Below are 15,662 nucleotides of genomic sequence, written 5' to 3'. Positions count from 1 at the left end.
GGCGGGCGCGGTGTCATGCCGCCGCCCCGTCCGTTGATGCGTTGGACCCGTTACGGCGTCTGCGTGACCACCACCGGTACCCGGCCAGTACGACGATCCCCAGCGCCGCCGCGCCGCCCACCGCGGACCCCGCCTTCAGGCCCGGCGGAACGAAGTCGCAGCTGATCGTCGACCGCGAACTGCCGTCCAGCGGGACCGACAGCAGCCCCAGGTGGTTGCCGGCCGGCCGGGCGGCGCCACCGCCCGTCGAACAGCTCCAGCCCTCGATCGCCGGGGCGGCGATCACGGCGACGCCCGTGCTGCCGGGCGGCAGCTCGGCGCTCAGATGGCTGCCGGACACCGACACCCGCGTCGCGCCGGTGGCCTTCAGCTCGGCCACCCGGGCGGTGAGCTTCGCCCGGTCGAGGCAGCCGATCGGTTCCCTGGGCAGCGCCCCGGCTCCCAGCGCTATCAGGTCCACCCGCACATCGCCCGAGGCCGGCACCGTTCCCATCGGCTGGACGGTCGCGCGGTTCTGCGGCGGGCGGGCGTCGAAGCGCACACCGTCCGACACCCCGCGCAGCCCGCCCTGGCCGGCGAAGTCCGGCACCGAAAGGAACACCTCGCTGCCCGCCGGGCAGTGGGCCCGCAGCAGCTGCGTGGGCCCGCTCTTCCCGGCCTCGCGCGCCCTGACCCCGTACCGGCCGTCCAGCGTCAGCTTCGGCACGCTGCCGTCGGCGTCGCGCACCTCGACCCGCGGAACGGTGTAGACGTGGGCGCCGAGCAGCGCCTCCTGGTTGCGGAACGTGTTGTCACCGTAGGACTGCGGCCCGCCGGCCGGGCGGACGGTCACCAGCGGGGGCACGTCCATCCGCGAGACCGACACCGTCGTCGTGTACGGGCCGCGCAGCGGATGCCGGAAGGGGTCCTGGTTGGAGTGCAGCCGGGCGCCGACCGAGAAGATCGCGTCCGTGACCGGCCCGTCGATGCTGCGCGGCGACCGGCCGCGCGAGGAGTACCCGCCGCCGAGCGCGGTCAGGGTGCTCGCCCACACCTCCGAGGTGAGGCTGCTGTAGTACTGCGCGCCCTGCCCGCCGACGACCAGCGGGTCGTTGCCGACCGTCTGCCAGATGCCGGGATCGGTACGGTACGCGGGCCAGCCGTCGGCGCGGGCGACCGCGGCGCTCTGCACGTCCTGGCGCCGGCTCCACGGCCCGTAGTCGTCGAGCCGCCCGAGCCGCGCCTTGTCGTACGACGCCTCCGAAACCGCCGACTCTCCCACCTGCGCTCCCACCAGCAGCGCGGCGGCCAGCACGGGTATCCAGCGGGCGGTACGCCGCCGCGCCTCCACCGACCGCAGCAGCGCCAGGCTGCCGAGTACCGCGGCCAGGGAGAGCGCCAGCAGCGGCACCGTCCAGGACTCCGCGACGACGCTGGTGCTGCCGATCGCGGCGACCACCACGAGCAGCCCGGCCCCGCCCAGCAGCGGTTTCAGCCGGGGTACGCCCTGCGCGAGGGAGAGCCAGCCGGCGATGACCAGCACCCCGCAGAGCACGAACGTCTGCCGGTAGGAACTGCCGTTGGGGGTGGCGAACGCGTGCCAGGCCAGGTGCGTGGGTTTCCACTGCATGGACAGCAGCACCAGCACCACCAGCGCGCTCCAGCCGGCCCGCTCGCGCCGGGCGACCGCCGTGTTGAACGGCAGGGACAGCGCGAGCAGCAGCGCGGCCGTGCCGACCCAGACGGCCGGGGTCCCGAAGGTGTACGTGCCGGGCAGCAGCCTCGCCAACACGTCGGGCAGGGCGGCGGGCGCGAACTCGTTGACGCGGCCCGGGTGCGCGAGCTTCGTCGCCTTGAAGACGACGAGGATCAGCGGCGCCGCCAGCCCGATGCCGAGCAGCGTCGCCAGCACCGCCCGCCCCAGCACGGCGAGCTTGCGCCGTACGTCCTCCCGGCCGAGCAGCAGCCGCAGCAGCAGGACCAGCGCGGCGCCGATCGTCGCCATGTACGCCGTGTAGAAGTTGGCCGTCCAGGCGAGGGCGACGACCAGCGGGCCGAGCACCGGCCGCCGGTTCGTCAGCGCCCACTCGCCGACCAGGCAGAGCAGCGGGAACGCGATGAGCCCGTCCAGCCACATGAGGTTGTACGACGCCTCGGCCATCGACCAGCCGCACAGCGCGTACGAGGCGCCGAGCGTCCCGGCCGTCCACCAGCGGCCCTTGCGGAGCGTCAGCAGCAGGAACGCCATCGCGGCACCTGCCGACGCCATCTTCAGGACCGTGATCACGTACACCGCGAGGTCGATCTCGTCCCGGGGGAAGACCCCGACCAGCAGCGCGAAGGGGCTGCTCAGATACGTGCCGAGGTCGGGGAGGAAGCTGGAGCCGTACCCGGACTGCCAGTTGACCAGCAGCCCGCCGTCGGCCCTGCCGTGCAGCAGGTCCCACAGGTGCGCGTGGAACGGTACGAACTGGTTGCCCAGGTCGCTGACGCTCCGGCTGTGGCGTCCGAAGGGAAAGGTGGTCGCGACGGCGTCGCCGACGCAGAACGCCAGCGCGGTGATCAACGCGGCCAGGGCGGTGGCGCGGCGGCGGATGTGCGGTGCGGGTCCCCGGTCCCCGGCCCGCATGGTGGTGCTGTCGCTGGTGTCACTGGCATCGCTGGTGGCGCTGTCACCGGCCCTTTTCAGGGCGGCTTCCTTCGTCGGCATGGCTTCCTCCGAAAGGACGCTAACCCGCCGAAAACCCGGATGCGCCCCTTGACCCGAAGTGCCCGTTCACCCGACGCGTCTGCTTCAGCGCGAGTTCATCACGCGTTCCGTCGGCGGAGGGAACCGAAGAACTCCCGGATGTCATCCACCAGCAGTTCGGGGACTTCGAGTGCGGCGAAGTGGCCACCGTCCGTGAACTCCGTCCAGTGCGTGATGTTGTTCGCCCGCTCCGCGAAGCGCCGGATGGAGAGGAAGTCGTCCGGGAAGACCGCGACCCCGGTGGGCACCGTGTTGGGCTCCTCCTTCTCCCAGGCGCCGGACCGGCTGTCCTCGTAGTAGATCCGCGCGGCGGAGCCGGCCGTACCGGTCAGCCAGTACAGGGTCACGTTCGCCAGGAACCGGTCGCGGTCGACCATGTCCACCACGTCGCCGAAGTTGTTGAACAGCTCCGCGTTCCAGGCGAGCTGCCCGGCGGGCGAATCGGTCAGCCCGTACGCGAGGGTCTGCGGCCGGGTGGACTGGATCACCTGGTAGCCGTTGCGGGTCGAGAACTTCGCCAGCACTGCCAGCCGCCGGTGGTCCTCGGGCGTGAGCTCCGCGAACTCCTTCTCGTCCCCGCTCGGGAACGCGAAGATCTGCGTGACATGCGTTCCGACGAGCCCCTCGGGACGCAGGACGCCCAGCTCGCGCCCGACGAGCGAACCGATGTCGCCGCCGTGGGCTCCCCAGCGCCCGCTGTAGCCCAGCCGCGTCATCAGCTCGATCCAGGCCCGCGCGACCCGGGTCCGGTCCCAACCGGCCTCCCGCGTCGGACCGGAGAGCCCGTAGCCGGGCAGGGAGGGCACCACCACATGGAACGCGTCCGCCGGGTCGCCGCCGTGCGCGCGGGGGTCGGTCAGCGGGCCGATCATCTCCAGGAACTCGATGACGGAGCCCGGCCAGCCGTGCGTCAGCAGCAGCGGCAGCGCGTCCGGCTCGGGTGATGTGACGTGCAGGAAGTGGACGTCGGTCCCGTCGATCTCGGTGATGAACTGCGGGTGCTCGTTCAACCGCGCCTCCTGGGCGCGCCAGTCGTAGCCGGTCCGCCAGTACTCGACGAGCTCGCGCACCCAGGCGAGGGAGACGCCGTACTCCCAGGTCGCGTTGGCACGCGTCAGCTCGTCGGGCCAGCGGGTACGGGACAGCCGCTCCCGGAGATCGTCGAGGTCGGGCTGCGGGAAGTCGACGCGGTAGGGACGGATGTTCTTCTGTCTCTCCATATCGCCACTTCGATGCGGTCAGGTTCCGTCCGCATTGTTCCAGCGAAAAGTCCCCATGACGGCGTCGAACAGCTCCACCAACAGATCGGCCAGCCGGGGCTCCGCCGCGGCCGTCGGCGTCGAGAACGCGGCGGCCAGACAGCGCCCCGGGACGTCCGGGACGGGCAGTACGTAATCCACCCGCCGGGCCTCCCCCACGACGTACTCCCGCCGTTCCCGCCTGCCCTCCACCGCGAGCTCCGACACGACGAACGACGCCGGCACCGGGGCGGCACCATTGCGCGGCCGTACGGGGAGGTAGAGGTCGAGCCCGGCGCCGTCCCGGCGTGCCCGGACGGCCAACTCCCGCAGCCGGCCCTCCAACCGGACCCGCACCTGCGCCACCCGGTCGCCGCGCGAACCGTCGAAGGCCGACGTCACCATCCCCCGGATCGCGTCCTCGGTCCCTTCGCGCAACGGAATCCGCCCCCAGCCGGGCGGCAGCACCAGCCGGTATCCGCCAACCATCACAACTCACCCTGTTCCGTCGCTGATCCATGCCTGTGACCTATGCCCGGTCGGATCGTTCCACAGGAACACAACCCCACAGGAGTCCGGACAAATGTCCAACACATGCACCAGCGCCGCCGACTTGAAGGTCGACGGCCGCCTCCTCGACGCCTCGGAGCACTCCCTCGGCTCCATCCGAACGGCACTCCAGCGCTGCCCCGCCACCCAGGACGCCCTCGCCCACGCCGTCGGCGCCCCACGCATGGCCGATGTCATGCACACCTTCGCCGACAACTGGAAGGACAACCGCAAGGAGACCCTCTGGAACCTCGGCCAGGTCCTCAACCTCGTCCGCGCGACGAAGGCGGCGTTCGCGGCCGTCGACCGTGACCTCGCCGCCCGAGCGAAGGGCTGAGCCCTCCCGATGTCCCTCCACCCCCGCGACTGGCACCCCCTGCGCACCGAGGACCGCTACGCCGACCCCACCCCCGGCTCCCCCGCCGACATCCGTACCGGCCGCCGGACCATGACCGACACCGCCATCGAGATCCGCACCCAGATCACCCGGCTCCGCGCCCTCTCCGACGGCACCGGCCTCAAGGGCGACTACGCCGACGCCCTCGCGGACGGCGCGGACCGCCTCCGCGACAAACTCGGCAAGGTCGCCGACCGCTATGAGGCTGTCGCCGTCAAGGTCTCCGCCTGGGCCGAAGCGGTCGAGGACGCCCAGCACCAGACGGTCGACGCCCACCGCGCCGCCACAGCGGCGCACGACGTCCTCGCCCCGCTCGACGCCCTCCCCGAAGCCGACCTCACCCCCACCCAAAAGAGCGAACTCGACCACGCCCGCGCCTCACTCGTCCGTGCACAGGCCGCGTTCGACGGCGCCGTCGGCGACTACGAGTCCGACGCCCGCCGCATCTCCGCCGCCATCGAGGACCTCCTCGACGACTCGCTGGAGGACTCGTGCTGGAGCTGGACCTCCAACCTCTTCGAACGCAACGCCGCCTGGATCAACGAAGCACTGGAAATCATCGGCTGGATCGCCACGGTCGTGGCCATCGCCGCCGTCCTCATCGCCTGCGCCCCCACAGCCCCCGCCTGGCTGGCCCTCGCCGCGTCCTGGGCCATCGCCGGAGCGGAAGCCGCCACGTACGGCACCGCCATCGTCCACACCGCCCTCGCCGCCACAGGCAACGGCACATGGGCCGACGTCGGCCTGGACGTCATCGCCATCCTCACGCTGCGCATGGGCAAGGCTGCGGAGCAGGGGGTTTCGGCGGGGGTGGACGCCACGCGGGTTGCCTCGCGGCAGGCGGCGAAAGATGCCGTCTCGGCAGCCCGAGCGGGGCAGGGCGAAGCCCGGCAGGAGATCGTGCGCGAGCTGCGGAATCGGAGCATCCCGAAGCCGCGACGGCAGTTCCTGGAAGGCCAGTTGAAGCAGATGAATCGGGAGGCACGGGCAGCAGCGCGCTATCCGTCCCAGCACACACCCGAGGTCTCACGGCGTGAGGTGCTGCTCGCCGGAGGTTCGCGCGATACGGCCGTTGCGCGGAAGGTCGGCGCTCACGAGTTCGCAAAGCATCCGGATAGTGCAGAAGTGCAGGCTGCATCACGGCACCTCGACGCGCATGCCGTGAAGAATGTTGGCGCCTTCGCTGTAGGCACAACGGCTGACGTTGCAGACAAATCCGCTGGCAGCAGTGACCTCTTCGCCGCGAAACCGAGCCTCAAGAGCTACGACTCGGGCAAGGGAAGTCTCCGCTACTCCACAAGCTGGTTGGACCCGGATCTGACGACGGGAGCACGCACATGAGCTGGGTGGACATCTACTATCCGCTGGACCTTTGGGCCGACATCACTCCGCGGAGCACTTGGGCGGATACGGTCTGGGACAACCAGCGGGAGTGGGCTTGCTCAACAGCTGAAACCGTCCTGACATTGCGCAGGCAGCCGCATCGGTGGCTAGCCACACGACGCTTGGCAAAGACGCTCATCCGCGCCTACGACGTCTACTCACGGCATGGCCTCGGCATGCGTACATACGTTCACCTTGGTGACCTTAGAGACGATCCGTTCCCAGTCGAAGTGTCGTATTGCCCCGCCGAAGGCGATCGCAGCCGCGCGCTGCGGCGCCTGGTCCGCGCCGAGGACCCAGAACTGTTGCGCCCACCCGCCGTGGAAACCTTCCACTCCGGCCACCTCGGCGAGGGCCTAAAAGCTCTGGGGCATGTCGAGCTCGACGACAACGACATCGTCGCCAACCTCTGGTACGCCTTCCGCGACGAGCACCACGCAGTGGACGTCGTCGTGTTCGCCTCGACCGGGGATCTTGTGCGGCTCGGGCAGGTCATGCCCGATATCGATGCGCTCGTGCACGGGATCAAGGTGCGGGCGGATGACGAGGACGGGTGGTGGGCGGGGGTTTCCGACGACATTCCGGCCGACCTGGACGGCTGATGGGGGTGGCCGGCCCCGGCGGGCCGGCCACCCCCATCCAGCACCCCGACCGCTAGATGACGAGGCTGAGCGTCGCGGCCACGGCGAAGCCCGCCACCGACAGGACGGATTCGAGGACCGTCCAGGACTTGAGGGTGTCGCGTTCTGAGATGCCGAAGTACTTGGAGACCATCCAGAAGCCGCCGTCGTTGACGTGCGAGGCGAAGATGGAGCCGGCGGAGATCGCCATGATGACCAGGGCCAGGTGAGCCTGGGAGAAGTCGCCGGCGGAGAGCATGGGGGCGACGATTCCGGCCGTGGTGACGATGGCGACGGTCGCGGAGCCCTGGGCGACGCGCAGCACCACCGAGATCAGCCAGGCCAGCACGATGACCGGCAGGCCGGCGCTGTCGAAGGCGTCGGCCAGCGCCTGAGCAACCCCGCTGCCCTTCAGGACGGCGCCGAAGACGCCACCCGCGCCGACGACCAGCAGGATGTTGCCGACCGGCTTGAGCGAGGCCGTCGAGACGGTCTCCAGGGACTTGCGGGACCAGCCGCGGCGGATGCCGAGCAGGTAGTAGGCGAGGAAGAGCGCGATCATCAGGGCCACGAAGGGGTGGCCGAAGAACTCGATGACGGAGCGGCCGGTGCTTGGGTCCAGGGCGATGGAGGAGAACGTCGCGCACAGGATGAGGAGGAGCGGGGTGCCGATGATGGCGAGGACCGTGCCGAGCGAGACCGGTGTCTCGACGGGGGTGACGCCCGCGGCCTGCTGCTCGGCGGCGACGGCGGCCTTGGCCTCGTCGGCGGCGTCGACCATGTCCTGCGGGACGGGGACGAAGATGCGGTTACCGATCCAGGCGGCATAGACCCAGGCGGCGATGACGGACGGGATGCCGACGGCGGCGCCCATCAGGATGACCCAGCCGAGCTGGACGTGCAGCAGGCCGGCGGCGGCGACCGGGCCCGGGTGCGGAGGCAGGAAGGCGTGGGTCATGGAGAGGCCCGCGAGCAGCGGCATCGAGTAGAGGACCATCGACTTGCCGCCGCGCTTGGCGGCCGCGTAGACGATCGGCGCGAGGACGAAGATGCCGACGTCGAAGAAGACCGGGATACCGAAGATGAGGCCGGTCAGACCCATCGCGAGCGGGGCACGCTTCTCGCCGAAGGCGTTGAGCAGGCGGGCGGAGAGGGCCTCGGCGCCGCCGGATATCTCCAGGATCGCGCCGAGCATCGTGCCGAGCGCGATGATGATCGCGATATGGCCGAGGGTGCCGCCCATGCCGGTCTCGATGAGCGAGGTGGCGCTTGACTTCTGGACCGTGCCGAAGAGTTCGGTGACGGACAGGCCCGCGGCGAGGCCGACGGCTATGGAGACGCCGAGCAGTGCGACGAACGGCTGGACGCGCGCCTTGATGATGAGGACGAGCAGCAGTCCGATGCCGAGGGCGGCGACGGTCAGCAGCCCGGCCGTGCCGTGGATCAGCAGGAGGAGGCCGCCGGTGTGCGGCGTTGGTGGGGGTGGGTCTGCCGCGAGGGTGGCGAGCGATGAGAACACGTGGGGACTCCGTATTCGGATGAGGGCAGGGGGGACCGCGGCACGGCGCCCGTGGTGGGGGCGCCGCACCGTGCGGCGGCTGGGGGTTGGTGGTGCGGTGCGGCAAGGAGATCAGCGGTGTCGGGGGGATCGGGCGGCGATCGGGGGGATCGTCAGCCGAGGACGGCCAGCGCGTCGATCTCGATGAGCAGGCCGGCCGGCAGGCCGACGTAGACGGTGGTGCGGGCCGACGGGGCTTCCTTCAGGCCGGCGAAGTACTCGTTGTAGATCTCGTTGAACTCGGCGAAGTGCGCGGTGTCGGTGAGGTAGACGCGCGTCATGATGACGTCCTCCCAGGAGGAGCCGCCCTCTTCGAGGACCGCCTTGACGTTGGCGAACGTCTGGAGGGTCTGGTCGCGGAGCGTCGGGCCGACGGGTGTGGGGGCCTGGCCGTCCACGGCGGGCAGGAAGCCGACCTGGCCGGCGACCTGGAGGAGGTTCCCCTTGCGCACGCCGTGCGAGAACCTGGCGGGCGGTGTGGCGTGGGTCGCCGGGGTGATGGCGGTCTTCTGGAGGGGGGATCCGGGGGTCTGGAGGTTGTCGCTCATGGGGTGTCCTTCGAAACGGTGTTTCCTGAGTACTCCCGGCTGATGGCCTCCGCGGTACGGAGGATCAGCGGGCGCAGTTTGAGCAGTTCGTCGGCGGTGACGACGACGTTCGGCGCGGAGACGGACATCGCCGCGGCGATTCTGCCGTCCGCGCCCCGGATGGGGGCACCGACGCAGTTGATGGATTCCTCGTGGCCGCCGAGGTCGGTGGCCCAGCCCTGGTCGCGCACCCGCAGGAGCTCGGTGAGGAAGGCGGCCGCGTCGGGTGTCGACTTGGCCGTGTACTTGGGGTATTCGAGGCGCTCGGCGATGGAGCGGCGCTCGGCCTCGGGGAGGTCGGACAGGAGCAGCTTGGCGACGGCGGCCACGGTGATCGCGACGGGCTTGCCGATCCGCGAGTACATCCGTACGGGGTAGCGGCTCTCGACCTTGTCGATGTAGACGACCTCGCCCTCCTCGTAGACCGCGAGGTGGATGGTGTGGCCGATCTTCTCGTTGAGCGCGACGAGGTGCGGGTGGGCGACCTCCCGTACGTCCAGGGTCTCCATGGCCTGCTGGGCGAGGGCGAAGAGCCGGGCGCCGAGCCGGTAGCGCTGGTCCTCCTGGCGGTAGACCATGCCGTGTTCGTGCAGGGTGCGCAGCAGGCGGAGCGCCGTGGACTTGTGGACGTCGAGGCGGGTGGCGACCTGTTCGAGGTTGGCCGGTCCCTCCGCGAGCAGCGGCAGGATGCGCAACGCGCGGTCGACTGTTTGGCTCATCTGTCCTTCTCCGTCCATCCGGCCCGATCCAACGATCCGGCCCGATCCGTCGATCCGGCCCGATCCGTCGATCCAGCCCGATCCGTCGACCCGGCCCGATCCGTCGATCCAGCCCGATCCGTCCCGCCGTCCCGGTCCGTCCATCCGGGGTCCAGCCGCAGTGTCCCCCACGCGTCCTCGTCGAGGGCGACAAGGGCGTCGGCGTGGGCGCGCGCGGGTGGTGTGCCGAGGTCGCCGGGGACGGTGAGGGCAGCGGCGGCCATGACGTGCCCGTGGCGGAGCCGATCGGCCAGGGGCAGACCGCGGAGGGTGGCGGAGAGGAAACCGGCGGCGAAGGCGTCGCCGGCGCCGACGGGTTCGACGACGTCGACGTCGAGGGCGGGAACGAAGGTCGCCGTGTCGCCCGTGAAGGCGGTGGCTCCCGCGCTGCCCTGCTTGACGACGAGGACGGCGGGCTCGGGGAGCGCGGTGCGGATGGCGGCCGCGTCGGTCAGGCCCCAGGCGTCCTGGGCCTCGTCCTCCCCGACGAAGACGATGTCGCAGCCGCGGGCCAGTTCGGCGAGCAGCCAGGGGTCGTCGCCGGTGCCCCACAGGGCGGGGCGGAAGTTCACGTCGTAGGAGACCAGCGGCCGGCCCGGCTCGCGGGTGACGAGGGAGCGCATGAGGGCGCGGCACTCGGGCGACAGCGCGGCGGTGATGCCGGACAGGTGCAGGATGCGCCCGGACCAGGCGTCACGGCGGTGCACGGTCTCCGGGGACATGGCGGCGGCCGCGGAGCCGGCGCGGTAGTAGAGCACGGCGGTACGGTCCGCCAGTTGCTCCTTGAAGTAGATGCCGGTGGGGCGGGCGGCGTCGCGCTGGACGGCGGTGACGTCGACGCCGGTCGCGGCGACGGCGCGGATCAGATGGTCGCCGAAGCCGTCGCCGCCGACGCGGCTGATCCAGCGGGCGCTGTGGCCGGAGCGGGCGAGGGCGCAGGCGACGTTGGACTCGGCGCCGCCGATGCCGCGGTCGAAGGCGGGTACGTCGGCGAGGCTGCCGGGCTGCGAGGGCACGAAGGTGACCATGGATTCGCCAAGGCACGCTACGTCGAACTGCGGGCCGCTCGGGACTGCGGTCACGGTCGCTCTCGCTCCTCATGGGGCTGTCGGGTGGGTCCGTCGGATGGGTCTGTCGGACGATGGCCGTTCGGATCGGCCAGCGACTGCTGTTCCGGTCGGCCGGTGTTTCACACACCGTTGACCCGGTGCTTGCCGGGATGTTAGACAGCACGAAGCAAGACATGCAATGGACGTTGCACATGTTGCAACGCAAAGATCCGCGCAGAGATTCTCCAGGAGGTTCCATGGACGTCGCGAAGACGACCGAGCTGCTGCACGAGGAGCGGGTCGGCCACCGCTTCAAGGGACTGCCGCCGGACGCCGCGGAGCTGACCCTCGGCGAGCTGGCGGCCGAGCGGCGCTCGCTCTTCGACGGCGGCTTCACCACTCCGGTGCTCACGCTCTCCGCCGAGTCCCTGGAGCACAATCTCGCGCTGATGGAGAGCTACTCCGAGAAGTACGGACTCGCCTTCGCCCCGCACGGCAAGACATCCATGGCGCCACAGCTCTTCGCCCGCCAACTCGCCTACGGCGCCTGGGGCATCACCGCCGCCGTCCCCACCCAGGTCCGGGTGTACCGCGCCTTCGGCGTCCAACGCATCTTCCTCGCCAACGAGTTGGTCGACGCCGCGGCGCTGCGCTGGCTCGCCGGCGAACTCGCCGCCGACCCGGACTTCCGCTTCGTCTGCTACGTCGACTCCGTACGCGGTGTGGAACTGATGGACGCGGCACTGGCGGATGCCGTCCGCCCCGTCGATGTCGTCGTGGAGCTGGGTGAGGAGGGCGGCCGTACCGGCGTACGCGGTGCGGCGGCCGCCACCGAGGTCGCCGACGCGGTCGGGGCCGCCCGCCATCTGCGGCTGGTCGGTGTCGCCGGGTACGAGGGCGAGCTCCCCGTCAAGACCCAGAAGACCGTCCGTGACTGGCTGAACCGGCTCGTCGCCCTCACCCGGGACTTCGACGCCGCCGGGCGCTTCGCGGACGCCGACGAGATCATCCTCAGTGCGGGCGGCAGCGCTTGGTTCGACACGGTCGCCGAGGTGTTCCAGCCGGTCGAGGCGACGGCCTTCTCGAAGCCGCTGCTCAAGCTGCTGCGCTCCGGCGCCTACATCACCCACGACGACGGCCACTACCGCGAGATCACCCCGTTCCACGACCGCATCCCCCAGGAGGGCGCCCTCCAGCCCGCGTTCCGGCTGTGGGCCCAGGTCATCTCCAAGCCGGAAGGCGCGCTCGCCTTCCTCAACGCCGGCAAGCGCGACGCCTCCTTCGACCTCGGGCTGCCGGAACCGCAGGTCGTCCGCGGCGCGGACGGTTCGCTGCGGCCCGCCACCGGGCTGACGGTGACGGCGCTGTCGGACCAGCACGCGTTCGTCGCCATCGCCGCCGGCGCCGCGCTGGAGATCGGCGAGTGGGTCGGTCTCGGCCTCTCCCACCCCTGCACGGCGTTCGACAAGTGGAAGCTCCTGCCGCTGGTCGAGGCGGACGGCACCGTCACGGAATACATCCGCACGTTCTTCTAGCCCACCGGCCCGACCAGCAGACCGAGCACGGGAAAGGCACCGGCATGGATCTCGTTTTCCGCGACGTGAGCGTCATCGACGGAAGCGGGGAGACCGCCTACCGGGCCGACGTCGGCATCGACGCGGGCCGGATCACCCGGATCCGCCGCGAGGACGAAGCGCGGTTCGGGGACATCCGGCTGACCGGAACCCGCGTCGAGGATGCCGGCGGCCTGGCACTCGCCCCCGGCTTCATCGACATGCACGCGCACAGCGATCTGGCCCTGCTGCGGGACCCCGACCACTCCGCGAAGGCCGCGCAGGGCGTGACGCTGGAGGTGCTGGGGCAGGACGGCCTGTCGTACGCACCGGTCGACGACCGCACCCTCGCCGAGGTCCGCGCGCAGATCACCGGCTGGAACGGCGACGGCTCGGACATCGACTTCGACTGGCGCAGCGTCGGCGAGTACCTGGACCGCCTCGACCGGGGCATCGCGGTGAACGCCGCGTACCTCGTCCCGCAGGGCACCGTTCGGATGCTGGCGCTCGGCTGGGAGGACCGCCCTGCCACGGCGGCCGAGATCACCACGATGAAGCGGCTGGTGGCGGAGGGGCTGGAACAGGGCGCCGTCGGCCTGTCGTCCGGGCTGACGTACACGCCGGGGATGTACGCGTCGGACGCCGAACTCACCGAGCTGTGCCGGGTGGTGGCCGCGTACGACGGCTACTACTGCCCGCACCACCGCTCGTACGGGGCGGGCGCGCTCCAGGCGTACGAGGAGATGGTGGCGCTGACCCGGGACGCGGGCTGCGCCCTGCACCTGGCGCACGCCACGATGAACTTCGGTGTGAACAAGGGAAAGGCGCCGGATCTGCTGGCACTGCTGGACCAGGCCCTGGACGCGGGCTCCGACATCTCGCTGGACACCTATCCCTACCTCCCCGGCTGTACGACGCTCGCGGCGATGCTGCCGAGCTGGGCGACGGAGGGTGGCCCGGAGGCGACGCTCGCCCGGCTGCGGGACGACGTGACGGCGGAGAAGATCCGGCACGTCATGGAGGTCGACGGGGCGGACGGCTGCCACGGCGTGCCGATGGACTGGTCGACGATCGAGATCTCCGGGGTGAGCGACCCCGGACTCGCGGGCTGCGTCGGCAGGACCGTCGCGCGCATCGCGGCCGAGCGCGGCGAGGAGCCGTTCGTGACGGCCCGGCGGCTGCTGATCGACGACCGGCTGGGGTCGACGATCCTGCAGCACGTCGGCCACGAGGAGAACGTCCGGGCGATCATGCGGCACCGCGTCCACACCGGCGGCAGCGACGGCATCCTGATGGGCGACAAGCCGCATCCGCGCGCGTACGGGACCTTCCCCGAGTACCTGGGGAAGTACGTGCGCGATCTGGGCATCCTGTCCCTGGAGGAGTGCGTCGCCCACCTCACCTCCCGCCCGGCCGCCCGGCTGCGGCTGGCCGACCGGGGCCTGGTCCGCGAGGGCTACCGCGCGGACCTGGTGCTCTTCGACCCGGCGACGGTGGCGGCCGGCTCCACCTTCGATGCGCCGCGCGTCCTGCCGACGGGCATCCCGCACGTCCTCATCGACGGCCGCTTCGTCATCGAGGACGGCCGCCGGACGGATGTGCTGGCCGGACGCTCGGTACGGCGGGAGCGGGTGTGACGCAGCCGCATCGGGCTGTTCCTGCCCATCCCCCGGCCGGCGTCGACCGCCAGGGTGAACGGTGTGGAGCCCCGTGCGGCGGCAGCGCGGGCTCCGGCCGTCCCGACGTGGCGAAAAACACCGGGCGGGCAGCCGTACGCGCCCGTAAGGTGACGGGCATGCAGCAGGTGATCCAGTCCACGAAGCTCGCGAATGTCTGTTACGAGATCCGGGGCCCGGTCCTCGAAGAGGCGATGCGGCTCGAGGCGGCGGGCCACCGCATCCTCAAGCTCAACACCGGCAATCCGGCGCCCTTCGGTTTCGAGTGCCCGCCCGAGATCCTTGAGGACATGCTGCGCACCCTTGGCGACGCGCATGGCTACGGCGACGCGAAGGGCCTGCTCTCCGCGCGCCGCGCGGTGATGCAGCACTACCAGACCAAGGGCATCCCGCTGGATGTCGACGACGTCTACCTCGGGAACGGCGTCTCCGAGCTCATCCAGATGTCGATGCAGGCGCTGCTGGACGACGGCGACGAGGTGCTCGTCCCCGCGCCCGACTACCCGCTGTGGACGGCCTCGGTCTCGCTGGCCGGCGGCACCGCGGTGCACTACCGCTGCGACGAGCAGGCCGACTGGATGCCGGACCTCGCCGACATCGAGCGCAAGGTCACCGACCGCACCAAGGCCATCGTCATCATCAACCCGAACAACCCGACGGGCGCGGTGTACGACGACGAGATGCTGCGCGGCCTGACGGACATCGCCCGTCGCCACAAGCTGATCGTCTGCTCCGACGAGATCTACGACAAGATCCTGTACGACGGCGCCACCCACACCCCGACCTCGGCCATCGCCCCCGACCTGCTGACACTGACGTTCAACGGGCTGTCGAAGGCGTACCGGGTGGCGGGGTACCGCAGCGGCTGGATGGCGGTGTGCGGTCCCAAGTCCCACGCCTCCAGCTACATCGAGGGTCTGACGATCCTGGCCAACATGCGGCTGTGCGCCAACATGCCCGCCCAGCACGCGATCGCCACCGCGCTCGGCGGCCACCAGTCGATCAACAGCCTCGTGCTGCCCGGCGGCAGGCTGCTCGCGCAGCGCGACGCCGCGCATGCCGCGCTCACCCGGATCCCGGGCGTCACCTGCGTCAAGCCGAAGGGGGCGCTCTACCTCTTCCCGCGGCTGGACCCGAACGTCTACAAGATCAAGGACGACCGGCAGATGGTCCTCGATCTGCTGCGCGCCGAGAAGATCATGGTCGTGCACGGCACCGGCTTCAACTGGCACGAGCCGGACCACTTCCGCATCGTGACGCTGCCGTACGCCGACGACCTGACCGAGGCGTGCACCCGCATCGGCCGCTTCCTGGACGGCTACAGCCAGCCGTAACCCTCGCGCCGGCGGCGGGGTGTGTCGGCCGCGGCCGTCGACCCCCTTCTGTACCCCGCCTGCCCCGCCAAAAAACACCCGAGGGCCCGGTCACGACGTGAGTCGTGACCGGGCCCTCGGCGTGAGGGTTGGCATCGGTCCGTCCGGCAGACGGTCTTGGTCGGGGTGCCTACCGGATGGGCGCGCCGCGCCACCGGGCAGCCTCCCGCATCGCACATGCGGGAGGGCCGCC

The 15,662-nt window shown here is 70.9% G+C and carries 13 protein-coding genes; 6 read left to right on the top strand and 7 right to left on the bottom strand.

All coding sequences use genetic code 11. From position 1 onward, the window contains the following. Positions 1–13 precede the first annotated feature (13 nt). The 3 genes from AC07DC_RS21320 to AC07DC_RS21310 form a co-directional block, all read right to left on the bottom strand. Positions 14–2,689: a YfhO family protein gene (locus AC07DC_RS21320; protein ID WP_478915953.1), complete on the bottom strand. Its 2,676-nt coding sequence runs from the start codon at positions 2,687–2,689 to the stop codon at positions 14–16. A gap of 98 nt (positions 2,690–2,787) precedes the next feature. Further along, positions 2,788–3,948, bottom strand: coding sequence for an epoxide hydrolase family protein (locus AC07DC_RS21315; protein WP_478915952.1), 1,161 nt, complete (start codon positions 3,946–3,948; stop codon positions 2,788–2,790). A gap of 18 nt (positions 3,949–3,966) precedes the next feature. Then, the gene (locus AC07DC_RS21310) at positions 3,967–4,455 is read right to left on the bottom strand and encodes a hypothetical protein (protein ID WP_478915951.1); all 489 of its coding nucleotides are present in this window, start codon (positions 4,453–4,455) and stop codon (positions 3,967–3,969) included. 94 nt (positions 4,456–4,549) lie between these two features. Between AC07DC_RS21310 and AC07DC_RS21305 the strand changes: the two genes are divergently transcribed. Genes AC07DC_RS21305 through AC07DC_RS21295 form a run of 3 tightly spaced genes read left to right on the top strand, consistent with a single transcriptional unit; the run spans position 4,550 to position 6,897 of the window. Continuing rightward, the gene (locus AC07DC_RS21305) at positions 4,550–4,852 is read left to right on the top strand and encodes a hypothetical protein (RefSeq protein WP_478915950.1); all 303 of its coding nucleotides are present in this window, start codon (positions 4,550–4,552) and stop codon (positions 4,850–4,852) included. 9 nt (positions 4,853–4,861) lie between these two features. Next, positions 4,862–6,253, top strand: a complete 1,392-nt coding sequence (locus AC07DC_RS21300) for a hypothetical protein (protein WP_478915949.1) — start codon at positions 4,862–4,864, stop codon at positions 6,251–6,253. Beyond that, a complete protein-coding gene (locus AC07DC_RS21295; protein ID WP_478915948.1) occupies positions 6,250–6,897 on the top strand; it encodes a hypothetical protein in 648 nt (215 codons plus the stop codon). The genes AC07DC_RS21300 and AC07DC_RS21295 overlap by 4 nt, the downstream gene beginning before the upstream one ends. 52 nt (positions 6,898–6,949) lie before the next feature. Here the strand turns inward: AC07DC_RS21295 and AC07DC_RS21290 are convergent, their stop codons facing one another. The 4 genes from AC07DC_RS21290 to AC07DC_RS21275 all read right to left on the bottom strand — a co-directional run bounded on the left by AC07DC_RS21290 (position 6,950) and on the right by AC07DC_RS21275 (position 10,900). After that, on the bottom strand, positions 6,950–8,434 hold the full coding sequence (locus tag AC07DC_RS21290) for a GntP family permease (protein ID WP_478915947.1): 1,485 nt from the start codon (positions 8,432–8,434) through the stop codon (positions 6,950–6,952). Between the two features lie 152 nt (positions 8,435–8,586). Further along, positions 8,587–9,021: a RidA family protein gene (locus AC07DC_RS21285; RefSeq protein ID WP_478915946.1), complete on the bottom strand. Its 435-nt coding sequence runs from the start codon at positions 9,019–9,021 to the stop codon at positions 8,587–8,589. Then, positions 9,018–9,779, bottom strand: coding sequence for an IclR family transcriptional regulator (locus tag AC07DC_RS21280; RefSeq protein WP_478915945.1), 762 nt, complete (start codon positions 9,777–9,779; stop codon positions 9,018–9,020). Before AC07DC_RS21280 ends, AC07DC_RS21285 begins: the two co-directional genes overlap by 4 nt. Continuing rightward, complete coding sequence (locus AC07DC_RS21275; protein ID WP_478915944.1) at positions 9,776–10,900, bottom strand: sugar kinase; 1,125 nt, start codon at positions 10,898–10,900, stop codon at positions 9,776–9,778. The genes AC07DC_RS21280 and AC07DC_RS21275 overlap by 4 nt, the downstream gene beginning before the upstream one ends. A gap of 224 nt (positions 10,901–11,124) precedes the next feature. Between AC07DC_RS21275 and AC07DC_RS21270 the strand changes: the two genes are divergently transcribed. From AC07DC_RS21270 to AC07DC_RS21260, 3 genes are all read left to right on the top strand, one after another. After that, a complete protein-coding gene (locus AC07DC_RS21270) occupies positions 11,125–12,402 on the top strand; it encodes an amino acid deaminase (RefSeq protein ID WP_478915943.1) in 1,278 nt (425 codons plus the stop codon). Positions 12,403–12,446: 44 nt separating this feature from the next. Next, a complete protein-coding gene (locus AC07DC_RS21265) occupies positions 12,447–14,057 on the top strand; it encodes an N-acyl-D-amino-acid deacylase family protein (protein WP_478915942.1) in 1,611 nt (536 codons plus the stop codon). Positions 14,058–14,215: 158 nt separating this feature from the next. Further along, positions 14,216–15,430: a pyridoxal phosphate-dependent aminotransferase gene (locus tag AC07DC_RS21260; RefSeq protein WP_478915941.1), complete on the top strand. Its 1,215-nt coding sequence runs from the start codon at positions 14,216–14,218 to the stop codon at positions 15,428–15,430. Positions 15,431–15,662 lie beyond the last annotated feature (232 nt).

The organism is Streptomyces sp. NPDC045021, assembly GCF_056432645.1.
Note: the sequence above shows the minus strand (reverse complement) of the source record. Positions and strands in the feature narration are given on the sequence as shown.

Excerpts from the sequence above, each read along its gene's own strand:
- AC07DC_RS21320 (WP_478915953.1), bottom strand. The coding sequence starts at position 2,689 with ATGCCGACGAAGGAAGCCGCCCTGAAAAGGGCCGGTGACAGCGCCACC.
- AC07DC_RS21315 (WP_478915952.1), bottom strand. The coding sequence starts at position 3,948 with ATGGAGAGACAGAAGAACATCCGTCCCTACCGCGTCGACTTCCCGCAG.
- AC07DC_RS21310 (WP_478915951.1), bottom strand. The coding sequence starts at position 4,455 with ATGGTTGGCGGATACCGGCTGGTGCTGCCGCCCGGCTGGGGGCGGATT.
- AC07DC_RS21305 (WP_478915950.1), top strand. The coding sequence starts at position 4,550 with ATGTCCAACACATGCACCAGCGCCGCCGACTTGAAGGTCGACGGCCGC.
- AC07DC_RS21300 (WP_478915949.1), top strand. The coding sequence starts at position 4,862 with ATGTCCCTCCACCCCCGCGACTGGCACCCCCTGCGCACCGAGGACCGC.
- AC07DC_RS21295 (WP_478915948.1), top strand. The coding sequence starts at position 6,250 with ATGAGCTGGGTGGACATCTACTATCCGCTGGACCTTTGGGCCGACATC.
- AC07DC_RS21285 (WP_478915946.1), bottom strand. The coding sequence starts at position 9,021 with ATGAGCGACAACCTCCAGACCCCCGGATCCCCCCTCCAGAAGACCGCC.
- AC07DC_RS21280 (WP_478915945.1), bottom strand. The coding sequence starts at position 9,779 with ATGAGCCAAACAGTCGACCGCGCGTTGCGCATCCTGCCGCTGCTCGCG.
- AC07DC_RS21270 (WP_478915943.1), top strand. The coding sequence starts at position 11,125 with ATGGACGTCGCGAAGACGACCGAGCTGCTGCACGAGGAGCGGGTCGGC.
- AC07DC_RS21265 (WP_478915942.1), top strand. The coding sequence starts at position 12,447 with ATGGATCTCGTTTTCCGCGACGTGAGCGTCATCGACGGAAGCGGGGAG.
- AC07DC_RS21260 (WP_478915941.1), top strand. The coding sequence starts at position 14,216 with ATGCAGCAGGTGATCCAGTCCACGAAGCTCGCGAATGTCTGTTACGAG.